We start from the raw sequence: 21,808 nt of genomic DNA on the forward strand, positions 1-21,808 counted from the left end.
ATGGAAAATATTGAAGTAGAAACAACGTTAAAAAGCGAAAAGATTTATCAAGGCAAAATACTAAGTTTGCGTATTGATACTATTGAAATGCCTAATAAAAAATATTCTAAAAGAGAAATAATTGAGCATAAACCTGCTGTTGTAATTATTGCAATAAAAGGAACTAAGCTTTTAATGGTTAGACAATACAGAAAGGCAGTTGAAAAAACTTTATTAGAAGTACCTGCTGGTCTTGTTGAAGTTCAAGAAACGCCTGTACAAGCTGCCACTAGAGAGCTTGAGGAAGAAACAGGTTATTTATGCGAAAACCCAAAATATATCATGGAGTTTTACACATCACCTGGATATTCTGATGAAAAAATTGATTTATTTTTGGCAGAAGATTTAGTAAAAACAGAGCAACACCTTGATGATGGAGAATTTTTAGAAGTAGAAGAGATTGAGATAGAAGAACTAAGAAAAAAGATTTTATACGGAGAAGTTCAAAACGCAAGCTCAATCATTGCTATTAACTATGCTTATGATTATTTAAAAAATAAAAATGAACATAATTAACATAATTGAAAAGAAAAGAGATAAAAAATTATTAAATAAAAACGAAATTGACTTTTTTATCAGGGGTATATTAGATGAATCCATTGCTGACTATCAAACATCTAGTCTACTTATGGCAATTTTTTTGAATGGACTTAACGATGAAGAGACATATTATTTAACTAAGGCAATAATAGGCAATGGTGAATATGTAGATTTTAAAGGTATTGACTCAGCTATACTCGATAAGCACTCAACTGGAGGTGTAGGAGATAAAGTAAGCCTAATACTTGGTCCAATACTTGCTTCTATGGGATATAAATTTTTAAAAATGAGTGGCAGAAGCCTAGGTTTTACTGGAGGTACTTTAGATAAACTTGAATCGATACCAGGTTTTAAAGTTAATCAAAGTGATGAATGGATTAAAAAAACTGCTAATGATTTAGGCTTTTTTATAATAAGTCAATCAGAAAATATAGCTAAAGCCGATAAAATTCTTTACGCCCTTAGAGATGTATGCGCAAGTGTTGACTCAATACCCTTGATAGCTTCATCGATACTTAGTAAAAAATTTAGCTTTAGAAATGACTCCTTAGTAATCGATGTTAAATGCGGTAGCGGCGCTTTTATGGAAAATATTAACAAAGCTAGAGAGCTTTGCAAAGCAATGCTAGCTATATCAAAGGCTTTCCAAAGAAAAACTACTTTTATAATAAGCTCAATGAATAAGCCTCTTGGTAAAAGAGTTGGCAATAACCTAGAAATTATTGAAGTAATCGACTTTTTAAAAGGCAATTACAAAGATTATGATGACTTGTGCGACGAGATAAATCATATTGTTTATGAATTAATTCTTAATATAGAAAACGTAGAATATTCTTTTGTCAAAGAGAAAATTAAAAATGTTTTAGATAGTGGCGACGCTTTTGAAATGTTCTTAAAGTTTGTTCACAATCAAGGCGGAGACATATCCTATATTGAAGATATAAATAAATTTGATAAAGCTAAATATGAAACTGAAATTTTAGCTGATTCTAGTGGATATTTAAGTTCATATAAGCTAAAAGATATTGCCAAAACGCTTAATGAGCTTGGCGCAGGAAGACTAAAAAAAGAGGATAATATTGATTACACAGTAGGATTGATAAACGAAAAGAATATTGGAGACAAAATTGATAAAGGTGATTTGCTATTTACTATAAGATCAAATAAAGAGCTATGTCCAATACAAATAAAGAAATTAAAAGAAAGTGTAGTATATGCAGATAGCTCAATAAATGATACTCACATTTTAGAGGTGATTAAATAATGCTAGATAATATAAATTTTCATGAATTTATTATAAGGTCAATAGCTGTTCTTGTAGCTATAATTCCTCATGAAATGGCACACGGCTTTGCTGCATATCTATGCGGTGATGAAACTGCTAAAAATGATGGTAGACTTTCACTGAACCCACTACATCATCTAGACCCTATAGGAACTATTTGTTTAATATTTTTCAAATTTGGGTGGGCAAAACCAGTTATGATAAACCCAAATAATTTTAGAGATAGAAAAAAGGGTACATTTTTTGTTGCTATAGCTGGTGTATTAACAAATTTTATCTTGGCAATCATCTCTGTAATTATATTGAAGCATATACATTTAAATGAGTTTATGCAAGAATTATTACTAAATATTTTCTGGTTCAATATAATTTTAGGTGTGTTTAATCTTATTCCAATACCTCCATTAGATGGTTCAAAGATACTATTTTCATTTTTACCATTAAAATATGAATATTACTTAATTAAATACGAAAGATATGGATATATAATATTGCTCTTATTAATAATGAGTAGTACACTTGATAAAATTCTGGTACCAATGGTTAATTTTATGATTAATTTAATAGGGAAGATAGTATAATGTATAATGTAGAAATAAGTAACTACAAAGGTCCTTTTGATGTTTTATTGGAATTAATAGATAAAGAGAAGATGGACATCTTTGATATACCAATAAATGAAATAACAGAAAAGTTTCTTGACTATATCAATACATCTGATGAGATTGATGTAGAGATGAGTAGCGATTTTCTTGTAATGGCTTCAAGACTTCTTGAGATAAAGTCTAAGATGCTTATACCAGTTGAAAAAGATAACGTAGAAGAAGATCCTAGACTTGAACTAAGCAAAAATATTTTAGAGTATAAAATATATAAGGATGTGTCTTTATATTTAAACTCTATGTACGAAGAATCAAATAATTTTGTGTTCAAACCTATGGATGAGATCGATGAGAAAGAAGAAGTTTTAGATTTAAACTTTGATTTAGAAAACTTATCAAAGGTGCTTGTGGAGCTGCTTACCAACAAAAGAACAATTATAAAACAAGAGCCAAACAGTATACGTAGAGAAAAATACGGTGTTAAAAAAATGACGCACGATATAATTAAAAGGTTTAAAAAGAACAAAAAATTAAAATTAAGTGAATTTATTCCAGAAATTGTTGACGTAGCTTATGTAATCACATTATTTATAAGTGTACTAGAACTTATTCAAAACAAAGTGATTAACTATGAACAAGAAGAAACATTCTCAGATATAAACTTCACATACATGGGTGATACTAATGAATAATATAAAACAAATTATTAAAGCGCTTTTATTTGCATGGGGAGATCCACTTGATATAAAAGTAATTAGTGAGATATGTGAAATAGAGCTTGATGAAGCAGAAACTATGATAGAACAATTAAGAAATGATATGGACTCAAGTAATGATGGATTAAAAATAATTCGAATGAATAGCACATATCAGCTTATTAGCAGAGACATATATTTTGATTATGTAAAAAAATTACTTATTGATAAAACAAAAAATAATCTAAGTAATGCATCTATCGAAACGCTATCTATCATCGCATATAAACAGCCTGTAACTAAGATGGAGATAGAAAAGATTAGATCAGTTAAGTCTGACGGTCCTGTAAATACATTACTTGATAGAGGACTTATAGAAGAAGCGGGAAGACTTGATACACCAGGTAAACCTATACTTTATGGAACTACAGATATTTTCTTAAGAAGCTTTGGCATAGAAGATTTATCTGAGCTTCCAAATATAAACATGGAAATTGATATAGAAAGGCAAGATAATGGAGAAAGTGAGATTAAATAAGTTTATAGCTGAAAACGCAGAAGTATCTCGCAGAAGAGCAGACGAACTTATAGAAAAAAAGAAAGTAACAGTTAATAATAAAGTGGTTGAGAAAATGCCATGTTTTGTCGATCCTGAAAATGATATAGTTAAATTAAATGGTGATATAATTAGCATTGATAAAGACAGAAAGATATACATAGCTCTAAATAAACCGTTAGGTTACGTGACTACATTAAAAGACAAATATGCAAAGAAAATAATTTCAGATCTATATGACTATAAGATAAAAAAGAGAATATATCCTGTTGGAAGACTTGATGCAAATACAACTGGTTTATTGCTTTTAACAAACGATGGCGAGTGGTCTAATGGAATTATGCATCCAAAGCATGAAATATATAAAGAATATATCGCCAAACTTGATAAAGCGCCTAATAAAAATGATCTTAATAAGCTAAGAACTGGTGTATATCTTGATGGGGTTAAAACCGCGCCAAGCATTGTAAAGGTGCTTAATGTTTATGATGAGAGCTCCTTAGTATCTATATCAATATGCGAGGGTAGAAATCATCAAGTTAGAAATATGTTTAAAGTATTAGGATATAAAGTACTTATGTTAAAAAGAGTTAAAATTGGTAATTTAGAGCTAGGACCACTAAAGGTTGGAGAATTTAGAAAATTATCAAGGGAAGAAGTTGAATCATTTAGATGAAATATAAATTCTTAGATAACACTAATCATTTTATTGATTATATATTAAAAACTTTTTTGAAAGATAAAAAGATACTAGTAGATATGACTTGTGGCAATGGTCATGACAGCCTAAGAGTATTGCAAAATGCTCCAAATTATAAAAACTTATATCTTTACGATGTTCAAATCAAGGCTATAGAAAACACAAAATCTTTATTAGATTCATACGCATATAAGAACTGTATCTATCTTAACAAAAGTCATGATGATTTATCAGATATACATGAAGATATTGATTTTGCAATATATAATTTAGGTTATCTACCTGGAGCTGATAAAAAGCTTGTCACCAATTCAAAAAGCACAATAAAATCAATAGAATTACTATTAGAAAAGCTAAGTTTTGGAGCAATTATTATGATAACTACATATCCAGGTCATGAAGAAGGAAGTGTAGAAGATATTAAGATTTATGATTTTTTAAATAGTTTAGATCAAAAAATTTTTAATGTTATTAAACTAGAGTTTATCAATCAAAAGAATAAACCATGTAAAACATATATTTTAGAGAAGAGGAGTGAGGATGATGGAGAAAAATTTAATCTATAGAATTGAGCAAAATAAAAAACAATTTAGTAAAGGGCAGAGGTTAATTGCTGACTACATTCTTAATAATTTTCACAAATCAACCTTTCAAACTGCTCAAAAACTTGCTGTAGAGCTTGGTTTAAGTGAATCAACCGTAGTAAGATTTGCTACATTACTTGGTTATGACGGATACAAAGAGCTTAAAGACGATATTCATGAACTGGCTAAAATAAGTCTTTCTAATATAGACAGAATTAAGCTAAGACAAATAAAAACCATGGATGAACTCGTTGAATCATGCTTAACAACTGATGCGCACGACGTAAAAAGATTAAAAACTGATCTTGATAAAGAAAAACTTTATGAAGGCATAGATATTTTAAATAAAAGCAGAAAAATTTTCGTTCTTGGCTTAAGAACATCATCTTTCTTAGCAAATTATTTCTGCTTCTACTTAAAATTAATGGGTAAAGACGCTATCATAATTAATTCAGATGACGATATAGTTTATGAGAATATGTTACACATGAACGAAGAAGATACATTCTTTTGCATTAGCTATCCAAGATACTCTAAAAAATCAGTAAGCATTCTTAAATACGCTAAATCAAAGGGAAGTAAGGTTATTTCTCTAACAGACAATACAAATACAACTATTGCAAAAAACAGCGATTTAGTTTTGGTTGCAAAAAACGATATAATTCTATTCATAGATTCATTCGTCGCTCCACTATCGCTTATAAACATAATCATAGCTGGATTAAGCTTTAAAAACTTAGAGTCAACTCAAGATTATTTAACAGAAATGGAAAGGATTTATAAGTCTTATGACATATATGATTTTGATCCTTATGAAGATAAATAAATGAATAATATATATGATGTAGCCGTAATCGGTGCAGGAGCTGCAGGTCTTTTTACTGCTGTACATTGTGCTAAGAATGGTAAGAAAGTTATTTTATATGATAAGAATAAATATCCAGGTAGAAAGCTTAGAATAACAGGAAAAGGTAGATGCAATATATGCAATTACTCTGATAATGAGAATATACTTAATAATATTGTTCACAATTCAAAATTTATGTATAGTTCTTTAAATAATTATTCAGCAATTGATCTAATTAAATTTTTTAATGACAATGGCATAAAGACTAAAGTTGAAAGAGGCAATCGTGTTTTTCCTCAGTCTGATGATGCTATGGAAATCATAGAAATGTTTAAAAAGCTCATAAAAGATTTAAATATAAAATTTAAAAATGAAACAATAGTTAAAGATATAGATAAAAACGAAGATATTTTTAAAATTATTACTAGCTCTGGAGCGGATTACGCAAGAAATCTTGTAATAGCTTGTGGTGGTATGAGCTACAAAATAACTGGCTCTAGTGGAGATGGATATAAATTAGCTCAAAAATTTGGCCATAGCATAAAGCCTGTCAAGGCATCTTTAGTTGCGATGAATACAAGTCTAGATAAAGATGACAGACTTGAACTTATGGGACTATCTCTTAGAAATGTAGAAGTAAGTGTTATAAATCAAAAAAAGAAAAAAATTTTTAAAGAGTTTGGTGAAATGCTTTTCACACACTTTGGCATATCTGGTCCAATAATTCTTAGTGCTTCATCTTATATGAGTACAAATGAAGCTTATAAACTCATCTTAGATTTAAAACCTGCATTGAGTGAGGATCAATTAGATAATAAATTACTTTTACTTTTTGAAGAAGAACATTTAAAATCCATTGGAAAAGTATTAGAAAATCTATTGCCAAAAAAATTAATTAATATGTTTTTAAAATCAATAAATATAGACTATTATAAAAAAGCATGTGATATAACTAAGTCTGAGAGAGCAGCTATTATCAACAATTTAAAGCACTTCGATTTAAGATATGATTCATTAAGAGATATAGATGAAGCAATAATTACAGCTGGCGGTGTAAATGTAAAAGAGATTGACCCAAAGACTATGGAATCAAAATTAGTAAAAAATCTCTACATAGTAGGAGAAGTCTTGGATATAGACGCTTTAACAGGTGGATATAATTTACAGATAGCGTTTTCAACAGCATATCAAGCAGCCATGAACATTGAGTAGGTGAGAGTATGATAGCGATTAGAGGAGCAGTAGATGCTCAAAATACAGCGAGTTCAATAATTAATCAAAGCAAAATTTTATTAGAGGAAATAATAAGAGTAAATAAATTAGATAAAAAAGAAATAAAATGTATATTATTTACAGCGACTCAAGATATTGATAAGGCATATCCAGCACTTGCAGCGAGATATATTGGTCTTAATGATACAGCACTTATATGTTTAAACGAAATGCTTGTAGAAGGCCAAATGCAAGGTGTTATAAGAACTACTGTATTTTATAACGATGATATAAATAAAACCGATATTTATTTAGGCAAAACAAAATCTTTAAGAAAGGATAAATACATGGACAATAATATTAAAATCGCAATAGACGGACCAACTAGTGCTGGCAAGAGCACTATAGCAAAGTTATTAGCACAAAAACTTAAAATAAACTATGTAGACACAGGCTCAATGTATAGAGCTTTAACATTGAAGGTTCTAAATAATAATATTGATCCTAAATCAGAAGAAGATGTTGTGGCTATAGCTGATAAGACAAAAATAGATTATTTTGAAAATCACATCTTTCTCGATGGACTTTGTGTTGACGATAAAATTAGAAATGAGCTAATTGATAAAAATGTTTCTTATGTTTGTCAATATAGAGACGTAAGAAAAAGATTAGTTAGCCTTCAAAAAGAGATTGCTTCAAAATCATCTGTAATTATGGATGGACGTGACATTGGTACAGTTGTTTTAAAGGATGCTAATTATAAATTCTTTTTAACTGCCTCAGCTGATGTTAGAGCAAAAAGAAGATATAAAGAATATATAGAAAAAGGATTAGAAGTTAATTTTGAAGATATAAAGAACGATTTAATTCGTAGAGATGACTATGACTCACATAGAGAAGTAGACCCATTAGTAAAAGCAAGTGATGCTATTGAGGTTAACACAGATGATAAGAATATTGAAGAAACAGTAGAATTGATGCTATCGTATATTAATGGAGATAAATAATGTATAAAATAATTAGATTTATCGGTATAATAATCGGACACTTGTGCTTTAGATTTGATATTAAAGGTAAAGAAAATTTGAATCAAGAAAATAATTTTATATTGGCTGGTAATCATAGATCAAATTGGGACCCAATATTTTTAGCTATGAATCTTGGAACCAATGTGGCTTTCTTTGCAAAAAAAGAGCTTTATGAAAATCCATTTATGAGATTTGTGCTTACTAAGTCAAACGCTATAAAAGTTGACAGAGAAAAAGCGGATATCAAAGCAATAAAAGATGTTATGAGAACACTTAAGAATGGTAATAATTTAATTTTCTTTCCAGAAGGCACAAGAAATGTTGATGGTACCGCAAAAGCAAAAGAGGGAATACACTTAATTGCTAAAAGAACTGGCACAAATATAATTCCATGCCATATTGAAACAAACTATAAACTTTTTTCTAAAGTACAAATTACTTTTGGAGAAATAATTAATGTAGATGAATTCGAACAATTGGAAGGAGATTTCTCTGAAAACTTAATGAAAAGGATATTGTCATTATAATGAAGATATATTTAGCAAAATATTATGGTTTTTGTTCTGGCGTTCGTTTAGCCGTGAAAAAAGCTAATGATTTCTTGGAAAAACATAAAGAAGCAGAAATTGTTGGTGATTTAGTACACAATAAAACTGTGATTGATGAGTTTAATCGTCTAGGACTTAAACAAATTGATGATTATAAAAAAATTTTTTCAAATAATATTATCATACGCGCACATGGTGAAACAGTTGAAAATACTAAGTTTTTAGAAGAAAACCATAAAAATATTTGTGATACAACTTGTATAAAAGTAAAAAATATTCACGAATTAGTGGAAAAATATTCAAATATAGGTTATAATATTATTATAGCTGGTGATAAAGAACATCCAGAAGTAAAAGCTATAGTATCTCATTCAAAATCAAAGGTAATAGTAATTAAAGATTTTGATGAAGCAAAAGATATTATTGGCTTAAATCATCTTGCAGTTTTTGCTCAATCAACATTTATTTATGATAAATTTGATCAGATGTCTAAATACATAAAGGAGCATAATGAGGATGTTCTTGTATTTAACACTATATGCAATGCTACTGAAAACAGACAAAACGCAGTTAGAGAGCTTGCAAAGAAAGTAGATGTAGTTTTGGTCTTTGGATCAAATTTTAGCTCAAACGCTAAAAAGCTATATGAAATCTCAAAGAATATAAACCCAAAAACTTATTTACTTGAAAATATTCATGAGCTGGACATGAATTTAATAAAACCAGATTATAAAATTGGTATTACAGCAGGTGCTTCTGCGCCTGATGATATAATTAAGGAGGCAATTAAAGTAATGGAAAATTTAAACCACGAAGAAACAATGAAAAAGGAGGATGCTAAAGAAACAAAAAAAGATGAAATGATAAAAGCAATTGATGATTCTTTCAAGAGAATATCAAGAGGCGAAATCATTGAAGGCGAAGTTCTTTATGTAACTGACAACGATGTTAGTGTAAACATCAACTTCAGAAGCGACGGTATTATTAAAAAAGAAGACCTAGCTGAAGAAGACGTTAATCCAAAGGATCTATATAAACAAGGTGATAAGATCAAAGTTTATGTAGTTAAGATTGACGACGGTGAAGGCAATGTTGTTCTATCAACTAAGAAATTGAAAGAAATGGAAGTTTGGGACAAGATTGAAGAAGTTAAAGACAGAAACGAAATAGTTTCTGTAAAAGTTAAATCACTTACTAAGGGTGGTTTGATTGTTAGCTATGAAGGAATTCAAGGATTTATACCAGCTTCATTAGTATCAGTTAGATATAAAGAAAATCTTGAAGAATTTGTTGGACAAACTTTAGACGTCGTAATTATTGACGTTGATATAAATAAGAGAAGATTAGTATTCTCAAGAAAAGCTGTTGAAAAACAAGAGCTTGACAAGAAGAGAGAAGAAGCTTGGGAAAATATTAAAGAAGGCGAAATAATCAAAGGAACTGTAGCAAGAATCGTTGATTATGGTGCTTTTATAGACCTAGGCGGAGTTGATGGCTTAGTTCACATCACAGACCTTACTTGGGGCAGAATTAGAAATCCTAAGGATGTTTTAAAACAAGGCCAAGAAATTGAAGTTAAAGTTTTATCAGTAGATAAAGAAAAGAACAGAATTTCACTTGGATTAAAACAAACAGTACCTGAACCATGGTCAGTATTTACTGAAAAATACCATGTAGGTGATGTTGTTGAAGTTGAAGTTGTTAATATTGAAACATATGGTGCTTTCGTTAGAATCATGGAAGGCGTAGACGCTTTACTACACGTTTCACAAATTTCTCATAAGAGAGTTAATGATCCAAAGGACGTATTAAAAGTTGGCGATCGCTTCGATGTTATGATTACAGAAATTCATGACGACAAAAAGGTAAGTGTATCTAAGAGAAGACTTGAAGAACCAGTTCAAGAAGAACATGAAGAAGAAGCTCCAGTAGCTGAAGAAGTTCATGAAGAAGAAAAACACGAAGTTGAAGAAAAACACGAAGTAAAGGAAGCTGAAGCAAAAGAATTACCTGTACAAGAAGATGATCTATCTGAAGATATGGGTGCATTATTTAAAAATGCAATAGAAAATTCTGAATCTGAAGAACAATAATAATTGATTTTTAAAGGCACGCCTAGGCGTGCCTTTAATTAGTTAGGAGTTAGACAAATATTGAAAAGTATATCAAAATATATAAATGATTATCAAAATAAATACAATAAATCACCAAGTTTTATGATTAGAACTTATGGCTGCCAAATGAATGAACGCGACAGCGAATCCATAAGCTGGATTTTATCTAAAGAAGGTTTTGTAGAGACTAACAATATGGAGGATGCTGATATAGTCATATTCAATACCTGTGCTGTCAGACAAAACGCTGAAAATAAACTTATAGGTAATCTTGGCGATTTAAAGCATACAATGGAAGCTAAAAGTTTAGAAAAGATTATCATGGTTTGCGGCTGTGTTATGGAAATCGACTCATCGAGACAGTTTTTAGAAGATAAGTTCAAGCATGTAGATATTATATTTGGAACTAATTCCATTGCCATATTAGAAGATTTGCTTGAAGAGCATCTATCTACTAAAAAACAAGTTGTTAACATTGATTCCATTAATCTAAAGACAAGAGAAACAATTGGCCAAAATAGAAAATATAATTTCAAATCTTATGTCAATATTATGTATGGTTGCGATAATTTTTGTACATATTGCATTGTACCATACACAAGAGGCAGGGAGGTATCAAGAGACGCAAAAGATATAATCGCTGAAGTCAAGCATCTTGTTAATAGTGGTGTTAAAGAAGTGACTCTACTTGGACAAAATGTTAACTCTTATGGAAAAACTTTAGACCCTCAAATTTCTTTTGCTGAACTTATATATAAAATTGCTGATATAGATGGGCTTGAAAGAATCAGATTCATGACATCACATCCTAAGGATATATCTAAAGAACTTATATATGCTTTTGATGAGATAGATAAGTTAATGCCATTTTTGCATATACCTGTGCAATCAGGCTCTGATAGAATACTTAAGCTTATGAATAGGAAGTATACTAGAGAAGATTATTTAGAAAAAATTGATATGATAAAGTCTCTAAAAAGAGATATAGCTTTATCGACAGACATCATCGTTGGATTTCCTGATGAAAGTGATGCTGATTTTGAAGATACTATTGATTTAATTAAAAGGGTAGGCTATGATCAAGCATTTACTTTTATATACTCAACTAGACCTGGTACTATTGCTGCTAAGATGAAAAATCAAGTTCCTGATGATATTAAAAATGCAAGACTACAAAGACTTATTGAAGTGCAAAACGATATTAGCTTAGAAAAAAATAAAAAATATTTAGGCAAAACACTAAATGTGTTAGTAGAAGGAACTTCTTCAAAAGATGACAATTTCTACTCAGGTAGATCTGAAGAGTTTAAATTAGTTAACTTTAAAGCTAATGAGGAAGACATTGGCAATATTGTTAAAGTAAAAATAAATGATGTAAAATCATTTTCTTTGAATGGTGAGAAAGTTGAAGATAGATAAAGACAAATTATCTCCTATGATGAGGGAGTATGTAGAACTTAAGGAAAAGAATCAAGATGCTATAGTTATGTATAGGATTGGAGATTTCTTTGAAATGTTTTTTGACGACGCAATTGAAGCGAGTGAAATGCTTGATTTAGTCTTAACAGGACGCGACTGCGGACTAGATGAGAGAGCTCCTATGTGCGGTGTGCCAGCTAAGGCAGTTGATTTTTATATCAATAAACTTGGTCAAATGAGTAAAAAAGTTGTTATAGTTGATCAAGTTGAGGACCCAAGACTAGCTCAAGGCCTTGTCAAAAGAGATATTGTTAAGATAGTTACGCCAGGTACTTCTTCAAGCGGAGAAGAACTTAATAAATATATAATTTTCCTTTATATTGACGATATGGGAGCATCCATAGTTAAATGTGATTATTTAACAGGTGATATCGATGCTAATGATTATAAGATCAAGAGCAGCGTTTATGACATAGTTGACAGTATATTCAAGTATAATGTTGCCGAAGTTTTTATTAATGATGATTATCCAGAACTTGAAAACCTTATTAAGTATTTCGGCAAAAAGTCACTAGAATATGTAAAGACTTATAAGATTGATAATAATCTTGATGATATCATATCTATCTTAAAAGAAAATCACAATATAAATCTTAAGAAAAATGATTATAGAAAGGTAATAGCTATATATTATCTTATATCTTATCTTGAATATACTCAAAAAAATGATTTGAAGCATTTTAAATTTGAAAATATCAATGATGATGTTAAAACCATGATTCTAGATGATCAAACTAGACTAAATCTTGAGATAGATTCATCATACAATACTAAGTCAAAAACTTTATTTGATATACTTAATGATACCAAAACGGCTATGGGTCTTAGATATCTCAAAAATGCTATGCTTAAGCCACTTATTAACGCTAGTGACATAAACGAAAGACTTGATTTAGTAGAGTATTTTTATAAAAATGAAATAGAAATGACTGGTATTAGAAATTATCTTAAAAATATTCGTGACGTAGACAGAATTTCTAACAGAATCAATGAGATGACTGTTACAAAACAGGATATGCTAAGGCTTAAAGACTACATTATATATTCTGAAAATGCTGTAGCGCTTATAAAAGATGAAAATATTCGAAATAATTTTAAATTTATTGCCTTAGATGACATAGTTAAGCTTATAGATATCGCTATAGATTCTATGGATAGTGACTATATAATTAAGCTTAATTACAACTCAGAGCTTGATAAATACAGAAGCCTTCAAAATGATTCTTTAAAGGAAATACTTTTACTTGAGGATAAAGATAGAAAAAATACTAAAATTAAAAATCTTAAGATAAAATACAATAAAATTCTTGGATATTTCTACGAAGTAACTAAATCAAATTTAAATATGGTTCCAGACTACTTTATTAAGAGAGCTACTCTTGTTAATAGTGAAAGATTTATTACCGAAGAGCTTAAGGCGCTTGAAACAGAGATACTTACAGCGAAAGATAAATTTGAATCGCTTGAAAAAGAGTTATTTAATGATATAAAGAATAAATTATTAGATAGCTTATCTAGAATAAAAAATTTAAGTGAAAAAATTGCTTATCTTGATTTTATAGTTAATCTTGCATATATTGCAAGAAAAAATAAATATGTAAGAGCAAGTATATCTGATGACAATCTTGTACTAAAAAATTCAAGACATCCTGTAATTGAGAAGAATCTCAAAGATACAGCCTTTATAGAGAACGATGCATACTTTGATACCAATAAGTATATAAAAGTCATCACAGGGCCAAATATGAGCGGTAAATCGACTTATATGAGGCAGATTGCAATATCTTTATATCTAAATCAAATAGGAAGCTTCGTTCCAGCGAGTGAAGCAAAACTACCTATTGTAGATAGGATATTTACTAGGATAGGCGCTTCAGATGATATATCAAGAGGCAATTCGACATTTATGGTTGAGATGAAAGAAGTAAATGAAATATTAAAATTTGCTACAAAAGATAGTTTCATCGTTTTAGATGAAGTTGGTAGAGGAACAAGTACTAACGATGGCTTATCCATAGCCTTTGCAATACTTGAGTATATATCTAAGAAAATCAAGGCTAAAACAATTTTCAGTACTCATTACCACGAAATACCTCATTTAACTGAAGGCTTTAAAAATGTAGAGCAAATATCTATGGATATATTAGAAGATGGTGAAGATTTAATATTCTTAAGAAAGATAAAGAATGAAGCGCAAGATAAAAGCTACGGTATATATGTAGCAAAGCTTAGCGGTATCAATGATGACGTTATTTCAAGCGCTCAAGAGATGATGGATAGACTTGAATACCAAGACCTAAGTGTTAGAAAAAAAGAGAAAGAAAGTACAAATATTAGCTTAGATGAATACAAATACAGATCTTATGTAGATTCAATCAAGGCTATAAACATAAATTCAATGACTCCAATGGATGCTCTAAACGAGTTAAATAAGATAATTGAAAAAGCAAAAAAAATAGGTGATTAGATGATAAAAGTATTATCAAAAGAAACTGTTGATAAGATAGCTGCTGGCGAGGTTATAGAAAGACCAGTCTCAGTTGTCAAAGAACTTGTTGAAAATTCAATAGATGCTGGCGCTACAAATATAATTATCAAGATATATGATGGCGGAAAAAGAAAAATATCAATATCTGACAATGGCAGCGGTATAAACAGAGAAGATGTTAATCTTGCCTTTATTAAGCACTCTACAAGCAAAATCGAAAATGTTGATGATTTGTATAGGATACACACTATGGGCTTTAGAGGCGAAGCTTTGGCGAGCATCAAGGCTATAAGCAATGTTAGCTTGATAAGTAAGACTGAAGAAGAAGAGATTGGCTCTAAAATAAGCTTTTTTAATGGCAATAAAAGGATAGAAAATATATCCACCAATAAAGGCACATCGATCATTGTCGAAGATATTTTCTATAATATTCCTGCAAGAAAGAAGTTTTTGAAGAAAGATACTTATGAATCAAACCTTATAAATGATCTTCTTTATAAGCTTGCTATAGCAAATCCAGCTATTGGCTTTAAATATATGAATAATGATAAGGTCATCTTTGATTTATTTAGTAATCAAAGCTTATACGAAAGGATTAACAGTCTTTATGGATATGATACAGCTATTAATATGAAAGAAGTTAATATTAGTAGCGATAAATTTAAAATTAGAGGATATATTTCAAATAATCTTCTATATAGAAGCAATAAAAAGAATCAGCTTTTATATATAAACAATAGAACTGTTAGGAATGAAACTATTAATAAAGTAATAAACGAAGCGTATAAATCTACTATACCACTTAATAGATTTCCAGTCTTTTTCTTATTTATAGATATAGACCCAAGTATGCTTGATGTTAACATACATCCAGCTAAGACTGAAGTTAAGATACAAGATATGGATGAGCTACTAGTCTTATTAAACTCAAATCTAAAACGCATAATAAATAATGATGTTGAGCTTAAAATTGCCTTTTCAGATAAAAAAGATGAAAGGGAAGAGGAGACTAAGCTAAATATAGTGGAAAAAGATGAAGAAAAAAGTGATGATACAGTAAAAATTACTTATGAAGAGGATATTAATGATATAGATAATACAAATTATGCTAAATCTAATGATAAAATATATGATGATGAATTTACTGAGAGTGAAATAAATAATTTAAATGAAAATAATGCAGATATACCAGTTTTTGATGATGAAGAGTTCATAAATGACATAAATTTATTGCAAGATAGAAATAATAATATTAAAGAATCTAAACAAAATTATGAAGAGTTTTTAATATTTGATGATGAAGCTAAAGAAGATAATAATAAAATACTTATGGACGATATCAATATACTTGACGCGTATAAGATAGAAGGCGTTTTGTTCAATACTTTTATACTGCTTTATGACTACAATAACGACTTCGTTGTTATGATTGATCAACATGCTGCTCATGAGAGAATACTATACGAAGAATTCACTGAAAAATTTAAGAATTCCAAAGTAAATTCACAGTTCATAGAAGGCGTATCTCCTGTAAAGCTAACTGTTAATGAAGAAGAAACAATAAAAGAAAATATGGCTCTACTTAATAAGTTTGGTTTTACTATAGATATATATCCTGATCATAACGTTGTTGTTAGAAGCATGCCTATAATATTTGGTGGTAATTATAGCTTAGACTTAATTAAGGATATAATTGGTATACTTGATAACGAAAAAACTAACATCTATGACTATAAAGTTGAAAAAATTATGAAATATGCTTGTAAAAACGCAATCAAGGCTGGAGATAAGATATCAAATATTGAGATAGACAAGCTTATTGAAGACCTTAAAAAGTGTAAATATCCAACAACTTGTCCGCATGGTAGACCAAGTATGGTTATACTAAAGAAGAATATGATTGAAAAGATGTTTTTTAGGATACAAGGATGAAAGAAAAAATTATAGTTATTTCAGGACCAACTGGTATTGGTAAATCAAAGGTCGCTGTTGAGCTTGCTAAAAAACTTGAAAATGCTGAGATAATTTCATCTGACTCTATGCAGATATATAAAGAAATGAGCATAGGTACTGCAAAAGTAACTGATGATGAGATGTCTGGTGTAAAACATCACATGATAGATGAAGTCAGCATTCATGATGATTTCTCAGTCTACGACTATCAAAAAAAGGCAAAAAAGCTTATTAGTGATATGAATAAACGAGGCACAATCCCTATAATTATAGGTGGAACTGGTCTATATATTAATTCTTTATTATATAAGCTTGATTTTAGCAGTGAAGCTGAAGATAAAGAACTTAGAGAAAAATTAAATAATGATGCAAATAAATATGGCAAGGAATATTTATATAATAAATTAAAAGAGCTAGATCCAGAATGCGCTGAAAAGCTTAGTATAAACGATACTTTTAGAATAATTAGAGCTTTGGAAGTTATATATAAGAGCGGCAATAAATACAGTGAAGAAAATAAAAATTTCAGAGAGCACAATGATGAGTACGATAAGCTTATCTATATACTTCAAACAGATAGAGAGCTTTTATACGATAGAATAAATAAAAGAGTCAACAGAATGCTTGAAGCTGGACTTTTAAATGAAGTCAAAAGCATTATAAAAGACATGAACCCGGATGAAATCGCTTCAAATAGAGCTCTTTTAGCTATTGGATATAAAGAACTTATAAGCTATTTGCAAGGAGAAATTACTTATGAAAGAGCTGTTGAACTGATTAAACAAAAATCAAGAAATTACGCAAAAAGACAATTGACATGGTTTAGACGTGAAAGTGAAGCCAATTTTATTGATATGAACTTTGACGATGTAGACCAAACAGTCCAAACAATATACAATGACATTAAAAAAAGGTGGAAGAATGAATAATATTTACAAAAAATACGATTTATCTGATGCTGTCATAAATTTAGTTAATGATGCTTCTGATAATTTAAATGAAACATATAAAGAATATGAAAAGAATAAAGAGATCAATCAAATAAAAGTTATACATGCTATGCAAAAAAATAATTTGGCTGCATCAGACTTTTATTTTGCTACTGGCTACGGTTATGGTGACATCGGTAGAGATAAAATTGAAGAAATATTCAAAGACATCTTTAATGCTGAGGATGCTTTAGTAAGAACTTCTATAGTTTCTGGTACTCACGCTATATATATAATGCTTTCGTCGGTTCTTAACCACGGAGATGAATTTATATACGTTACTGGAGCTCCTTATGACACTATACAAAAAAGTATAGGCTTAGTTGGAGATTTAAGGGACTCTTTAATAAAAAAAGGTATAATGTATAGCCAAGTGGAACTAAAAGGCGCTACGATCGATTTTGAGGCCTTAGAATCGAAAATTACAAAAAACACCAAAGCAATTGTTGTGCAAAGGTCAATTGGATATGAATTTAGAAAGGCGATCAATCTTCACGCAATAAAGAATGATATGCTTAAGTTTAAAGATAAGCATCCAGACATTGTCATCATGTATGATAATTGTTACGGTGAATTTACAGATAGTATTGAACCAACAGATATTGGTGCGGACATCATAGCAGGATCACTTCTTAAAAATCTTGGTGCCGGCATAAGTTTAGGTGGCGGATATCTGGTTGGAAGAAAGGACCTTATTGAGCTAGCTGCAGACCGCTTATATGCACCAGGACTTGGTAAAGAGCTTGGCTTATCTTACGGCACGCTTAGAACAACGCTTCAAGGCTTATATATGTCGCCAAGAGTAGTATGCGAGGCTCTTAAAACACAAAGCTTATTCTCATATGTATTTACAAAACTTGGCTTTGAATGCACACCAGAATATAACGAGCACAAATCAGATATAGTTTGCGCAATAAAATTCAAAGACCCAGATATACTTATAAAGTTCTGTAAATCAATACAAAAAGCAGCTTGCGTTGACTCATTCTTAACACCAGAGCCTTGGGATATGCCAGGCTATGAGAACAAAATAATTATGGCATCAGGTAGCTTTATAGATGGCTCATCCATAGAGATATCTGCTGATGGTCCTATAAGAGAGCCATATATAGCATATTTCCAAGGATCAATGTCCTTAGAACAAGGTAAATTAGGTCTTATGATAGCCTTACAAGACCTAGTAGACGCAGGGAAGATATCATTATAATATAATATGTGAAAAATAAAAGTATTAGAGCAAATCTAATACTTTTTTCTATTAGCTAGTGGATTGTTTTCAATTGATTTTTTAAGAGTGCTATTGTCAAGATGTGTATATATCTGTGTTGTGGCAACTGATGTGTGGCCAAGAATCTCTTGGAGAGACCTTATATCAACCGAGCCGTACTTGTACATAAGGGTAGCGGCAGTATGTCTTAATTTGTGCACAGTAAACTTATTTTTATCAAGACCAGTCTCTAGTAAATACTTATCAAACATGTACTGAACAGCACGATTTGACATACGAACCTTCTTTTGAGAGATGAAAAGGGCGTGTTTATCGCTTTCTTTCACATCTTTTGGTCTCAATTCAATGTAATCCTTTATTGCACTAAAGGTAGCATCATTTAAGTATAATTGTCTTTCTTTATTGCCTTTACCAACGACATTGATGTATCTATTCTCATTAATAGAGTCTAAATTTAGGCTAGTAAGCTCAGATATACGCAAGCCGCAGTTTAAAAATAACATAATTATAGCATAATCACGATTACGCATTTCATTATTTTCATTCTTCATAATGGTATTTAGTAGCGTTTCGCATTGATTTAGTGTTAAATATATAGGTAGACGCTGATCAATCTTAGGCATTTCTAACTCATTAGCAACGTTATTATCAATTAGATTAACCTTCATTAGGTAAGCGTATAGAGCATGAACTACAGCAGCTTTTCTATATTTACCATAATTAGTATTATCAAGATCTTCATCAACATAGGATATAAAAGCATATAGGTCATTAATTTGAAGCCTTTTAATATCATCAATAGTGACAGATGTATAATAATATTCATCGTTTTGATCTAAAATTTCTAGACGAATAGCGACAAAGTGAAGAAAAGATTTTAAGTCGTAATAATAACTTTGGATAGTATTAACGGATAAACCTTTGACTGATTTTAAATATCCTAAAAAGTCTTTTATATAGTTAGGATCATTTTTTTTTGTAATTGCCATATATTTGGAGCCCCTTTCGATATTGTGTATTTATGTCACTAAATTTATATTTAGCGACATTTTATTTATTTCTATTATACCACCCTTTCTTATAAATGTCAAAGCTTTTTTATCAAATTTTATAATTATAGATATTTACTTTTAATACAAATTTTATAATTTATCATTTACTATATACACAAACAATTTTTATATACAAACAAAAAATGTGTAGACATTTCATCTACACATTTTATTTAAATACTATTTAGCGTAATCAGTACTTCTTGTTTCTCTAATGACAGTAACTTTTATTTGACCTGGATATTCCAAATTTTCTTCAATTTGTTTAGCAATATCGCGGCTCATTAAAAGCATTTTATCTTCATCTATAACTTCAGGTTTAACCATTATCCTAATTTCTCTACCAGCTTGTATAGCATAAGATTTTTCGATACCTTCGAATGAGTTTGCTATACCTTCTAGTGTTTCTAGTCTCTTGATGTATGATTCTAAGGTTTCTCTTCTAGCACCTGGTCTTGCAGCGGATATTGCATCTGCGGCTTGAACTATAACAGCTTCGACTGTTGTTGGTTCTTCATCGCCATGGTGTGAACCGATAATGTTTAGAACTTCTTTGTTTTCCTTATATCTCTTGCAAGCATTTACACCTATTTCAACATGACTTCCTTCCATTTGTTGGTCAATGGATTTACCGATGTCATGAAGTAAACCTCCTCTTCTAGCAAGTCTTATATCTGCTCCTAGCTCTTCTGCAATAGTTGCTGATATTTTAGCAACTTCTATAGAATGTTCTAGAACATTTTGACCATAACTTGTTCTAAATTTAAGTCTACCTAATAGTTTTACTAGTTCAGGATGTAAGTTACGTACACCAGCTTCGATAACGGCTCTTTCTCCTTCTTCTTTTATAACTGTCTCTACCTCGACCTTAGCTTTGTTGACCATCTCTTCAATCCTAGCTGGATGAATTCTTCCGTCAGCTATAAGTTTTTCCAAAGCAATTTTGCAAATCTCTCTTCTAATTGGGTCAAAACTTGATAATACTACTGCTTCCGGTGTATCGTCTATAATTAGATCTACTCCGGTTAAAGTTTCTAGTGTTCTTATATTTCTACCTTCTCTACCGATGATTCTTCCCTTCATCTCATCATTTGGTAGATTAACAACATTGACACTAACTTCAGTTACATAGTCTGAAGCGTTCTTTTGAATAGCATCTGCTATGATTTCTCTAGCATTCTTTTGTGCTTCTTCTTTTGCATCGTAAGTTGCTTGCCTAATATAAGCAGCACACTCGTGAGTCATTTCTTTCTTAACTTCATCCAAGATTATGTCTTTAGCCTCTTGAGTAGTCATTTTAGAAACGCGCTCAACTTCTTTTCTTCTTTCTTCAATTAATTGTTCAACTTCTTCTTCCTTCTTGCTTAATGAGTTCATCTTGTTTTTTAGTTGTTCTTCTTTCTTTTCATAAGATTGTGTTCTCTTATCAAGATTTTCTTCTTTGTTGATCAATCTTTTTTCCGATTTTTTCAGTTCGATTTCTTTTTCTTTTGCTTCTTTGTCGAGGTCATTTCTTAGTTTGTGAATTTCTTCTTTAGCGGATAGTATCTTTTCTTTTGCATCTTGACTTGCCTTTGTCTTTGCTTCTTCGATAATTCTACTTGATTCAATTTCAGCGCTTTTAATCTTCTTTTCGCCTATAATCTTTCTAAGTATATATCCTATGATAGCTCCGACTACTATTGCAAGAAGAGCTGCAATCAATACTTCGCCTGATAAAAACTTATCCAAACTTAAAACACCTCCTATTAAATTTTATTGGTTTTAAGCATCACGCTTAAAGTTATTATACCACATATTCTTTATTTAAGCAAGGTTTTATATGATAAACATAGATATTTTTTATAGTTTAATTAGTATTTATACAAT

Annotated in this window: 19 protein-coding genes and 1 pseudogene; 18 read left to right on the plus strand and 2 right to left on the minus strand. The window is 30.2% G+C overall.

Translation table 11 applies throughout. From position 1 onward, the window contains the following. The 18 genes and pseudogenes from AC2UOP_RS01660 (at position 1) to AC2UOP_RS01745 (ending at position 18,866) form a co-directional block, all read left to right on the plus strand. Positions 1–555: an NUDIX hydrolase gene (locus tag AC2UOP_RS01660; RefSeq protein WP_484832407.1), complete on the plus strand. Its 555-nt coding sequence runs from the start codon at positions 1–3 to the stop codon at positions 553–555. Further along, positions 542–1,843 carry a thymidine phosphorylase gene (locus tag AC2UOP_RS01665; RefSeq protein WP_484832408.1) on the plus strand — a complete coding sequence of 434 codons (1,302 nt, stop codon included), beginning with the start codon at positions 542–544 and terminating at the stop codon, positions 1,841–1,843. Before AC2UOP_RS01660 ends, AC2UOP_RS01665 begins: the two co-directional genes overlap by 14 nt. Further along, positions 1,843–2,445, plus strand: a complete 603-nt coding sequence (locus AC2UOP_RS01670) for a site-2 protease family protein (RefSeq protein ID WP_070599814.1) — start codon at positions 1,843–1,845, stop codon at positions 2,443–2,445. The genes AC2UOP_RS01665 and AC2UOP_RS01670 overlap by 1 nt, the downstream gene beginning before the upstream one ends. After that, positions 2,445–3,158, plus strand: coding sequence for a segregation and condensation protein A (locus tag AC2UOP_RS01675; protein WP_484832409.1), 714 nt, complete (start codon positions 2,445–2,447; stop codon positions 3,156–3,158). Before AC2UOP_RS01670 ends, AC2UOP_RS01675 begins: the two co-directional genes overlap by 1 nt. Beyond that, complete coding sequence (gene scpB / locus AC2UOP_RS01680) at positions 3,151–3,699, plus strand: SMC-Scp complex subunit ScpB (protein WP_484832410.1); 549 nt, start codon at positions 3,151–3,153, stop codon at positions 3,697–3,699. Before AC2UOP_RS01675 ends, scpB begins: the two co-directional genes overlap by 8 nt. Then, complete coding sequence (locus tag AC2UOP_RS01685) at positions 3,686–4,393, plus strand: pseudouridine synthase (RefSeq protein ID WP_484832411.1); 708 nt, start codon at positions 3,686–3,688, stop codon at positions 4,391–4,393. Before scpB ends, AC2UOP_RS01685 begins: the two co-directional genes overlap by 14 nt. Continuing rightward, complete coding sequence (mnmM, locus tag AC2UOP_RS01690) at positions 4,390–4,983, plus strand: tRNA 5-(aminomethyl)-2-thiouridylate-methyltransferase MnmM (RefSeq protein ID WP_484832412.1); 594 nt, start codon at positions 4,390–4,392, stop codon at positions 4,981–4,983. Before AC2UOP_RS01685 ends, mnmM begins: the two co-directional genes overlap by 4 nt. After that, positions 4,961–5,827, plus strand: a complete 867-nt coding sequence (locus AC2UOP_RS01695) for a MurR/RpiR family transcriptional regulator (protein WP_164993642.1) — start codon at positions 4,961–4,963, stop codon at positions 5,825–5,827. The genes mnmM and AC2UOP_RS01695 overlap by 23 nt, the downstream gene beginning before the upstream one ends. Beyond that, positions 5,828–7,060 (plus strand): BaiN/RdsA family NAD(P)/FAD-dependent oxidoreductase, encoded by a 1,233-nt coding sequence (locus AC2UOP_RS01700; protein WP_484832413.1) that lies wholly within the window; start codon positions 5,828–5,830, stop codon positions 7,058–7,060. It begins immediately after the preceding gene. 8 nt (positions 7,061–7,068) lie between these two features. Beyond that, positions 7,069–7,389: pseudogene (locus tag AC2UOP_RS01705) on the plus strand (chorismate mutase); the annotation flags it as partial. Positions 7,390–7,407: 18 nt separating this feature from the next. Then, positions 7,408–8,067 (plus strand): (d)CMP kinase, encoded by a 660-nt coding sequence (gene cmk, locus AC2UOP_RS01710; protein WP_480021301.1) that lies wholly within the window; start codon positions 7,408–7,410, stop codon positions 8,065–8,067. Further along, positions 8,067–8,615, plus strand: coding sequence for a lysophospholipid acyltransferase family protein (locus tag AC2UOP_RS01715; RefSeq protein ID WP_484832414.1), 549 nt, complete (start codon positions 8,067–8,069; stop codon positions 8,613–8,615). Before cmk ends, AC2UOP_RS01715 begins: the two co-directional genes overlap by 1 nt. Beyond that, the gene (locus tag AC2UOP_RS01720) at positions 8,615–10,729 is read left to right on the plus strand and encodes a bifunctional 4-hydroxy-3-methylbut-2-enyl diphosphate reductase/30S ribosomal protein S1 (RefSeq protein ID WP_484832415.1); all 2,115 of its coding nucleotides are present in this window, start codon (positions 8,615–8,617) and stop codon (positions 10,727–10,729) included. Before AC2UOP_RS01715 ends, AC2UOP_RS01720 begins: the two co-directional genes overlap by 1 nt. Positions 10,730–10,810: 81 nt before the next feature. Continuing rightward, entirely contained in the window at positions 10,811–12,169 is a 1,359-nt protein-coding gene (gene miaB, locus AC2UOP_RS01725; protein ID WP_484832571.1) for a tRNA (N6-isopentenyl adenosine(37)-C2)-methylthiotransferase MiaB, read from the plus strand. Continuing rightward, the gene (gene mutS, locus AC2UOP_RS01730) at positions 12,156–14,696 is read left to right on the plus strand and encodes a DNA mismatch repair protein MutS (protein ID WP_484832416.1); all 2,541 of its coding nucleotides are present in this window, start codon (positions 12,156–12,158) and stop codon (positions 14,694–14,696) included. The genes miaB and mutS overlap by 14 nt, the downstream gene beginning before the upstream one ends. Further along, positions 14,697–16,649: a DNA mismatch repair endonuclease MutL gene (gene mutL / locus AC2UOP_RS01735; protein ID WP_484832417.1), complete on the plus strand. Its 1,953-nt coding sequence runs from the start codon at positions 14,697–14,699 to the stop codon at positions 16,647–16,649. It begins immediately after the preceding gene. Continuing rightward, a complete protein-coding gene (gene miaA, locus AC2UOP_RS01740; protein WP_484832418.1) occupies positions 16,646–17,599 on the plus strand; it encodes a tRNA (adenosine(37)-N6)-dimethylallyltransferase MiaA in 954 nt (317 codons plus the stop codon). The genes mutL and miaA overlap by 4 nt, the downstream gene beginning before the upstream one ends. Beyond that, the gene (locus AC2UOP_RS01745; protein WP_484832419.1) at positions 17,592–18,866 is read left to right on the plus strand and encodes a methionine gamma-lyase family protein; all 1,275 of its coding nucleotides are present in this window, start codon (positions 17,592–17,594) and stop codon (positions 18,864–18,866) included. The genes miaA and AC2UOP_RS01745 overlap by 8 nt, the downstream gene beginning before the upstream one ends. 35 nt (positions 18,867–18,901) lie before the next feature. Here the strand turns inward: AC2UOP_RS01745 and AC2UOP_RS01750 are convergent, their stop codons facing one another. Together AC2UOP_RS01750 and rny are read right to left on the minus strand one after the other, a co-directional pair. Continuing rightward, positions 18,902–19,876, minus strand: a complete 975-nt coding sequence (locus AC2UOP_RS01750) for a tyrosine recombinase XerC (RefSeq protein ID WP_484832420.1) — start codon at positions 19,874–19,876, stop codon at positions 18,902–18,904. Between the two features lie 243 nt (positions 19,877–20,119). After that, positions 20,120–21,670: a ribonuclease Y gene (gene rny / locus AC2UOP_RS01755; protein WP_484832421.1), complete on the minus strand. Its 1,551-nt coding sequence runs from the start codon at positions 21,668–21,670 to the stop codon at positions 20,120–20,122. Positions 21,671–21,808: the final 138 nt, after the last annotated feature.

The organism is Fenollaria sp. (genome assembly GCF_057222035.1).

Excerpts from the sequence above, each read along its gene's own strand:
- AC2UOP_RS01660 (WP_484832407.1), top strand. The coding sequence starts at position 1 with ATGGAAAATATTGAAGTAGAAACAACGTTAAAAAGCGAAAAGATTTAT.
- AC2UOP_RS01665 (WP_484832408.1), top strand. The coding sequence starts at position 542 with ATGAACATAATTAACATAATTGAAAAGAAAAGAGATAAAAAATTATTA.
- AC2UOP_RS01670 (WP_070599814.1), top strand. The coding sequence starts at position 1,843 with ATGCTAGATAATATAAATTTTCATGAATTTATTATAAGGTCAATAGCT.
- AC2UOP_RS01675 (WP_484832409.1), top strand. The coding sequence starts at position 2,445 with ATGTATAATGTAGAAATAAGTAACTACAAAGGTCCTTTTGATGTTTTA.
- scpB (WP_484832410.1), top strand. The coding sequence starts at position 3,151 with ATGAATAATATAAAACAAATTATTAAAGCGCTTTTATTTGCATGGGGA.
- mnmM (WP_484832412.1), top strand. The coding sequence starts at position 4,390 with ATGAAATATAAATTCTTAGATAACACTAATCATTTTATTGATTATATA.
- AC2UOP_RS01695 (WP_164993642.1), top strand. The coding sequence starts at position 4,961 with ATGGAGAAAAATTTAATCTATAGAATTGAGCAAAATAAAAAACAATTT.
- AC2UOP_RS01700 (WP_484832413.1), top strand. The coding sequence starts at position 5,828 with ATGAATAATATATATGATGTAGCCGTAATCGGTGCAGGAGCTGCAGGT.
- cmk (WP_480021301.1), top strand. The coding sequence starts at position 7,408 with ATGGACAATAATATTAAAATCGCAATAGACGGACCAACTAGTGCTGGC.
- AC2UOP_RS01715 (WP_484832414.1), top strand. The coding sequence starts at position 8,067 with ATGTATAAAATAATTAGATTTATCGGTATAATAATCGGACACTTGTGC.
- AC2UOP_RS01720 (WP_484832415.1), top strand. The coding sequence starts at position 8,615 with ATGAAGATATATTTAGCAAAATATTATGGTTTTTGTTCTGGCGTTCGT.
- mutL (WP_484832417.1), top strand. The coding sequence starts at position 14,697 with ATGATAAAAGTATTATCAAAAGAAACTGTTGATAAGATAGCTGCTGGC.
- miaA (WP_484832418.1), top strand. The coding sequence starts at position 16,646 with ATGAAAGAAAAAATTATAGTTATTTCAGGACCAACTGGTATTGGTAAA.
- AC2UOP_RS01745 (WP_484832419.1), top strand. The coding sequence starts at position 17,592 with ATGAATAATATTTACAAAAAATACGATTTATCTGATGCTGTCATAAAT.
- AC2UOP_RS01750 (WP_484832420.1), bottom strand. The coding sequence starts at position 19,876 with ATGGCAATTACAAAAAAAAATGATCCTAACTATATAAAAGACTTTTTA.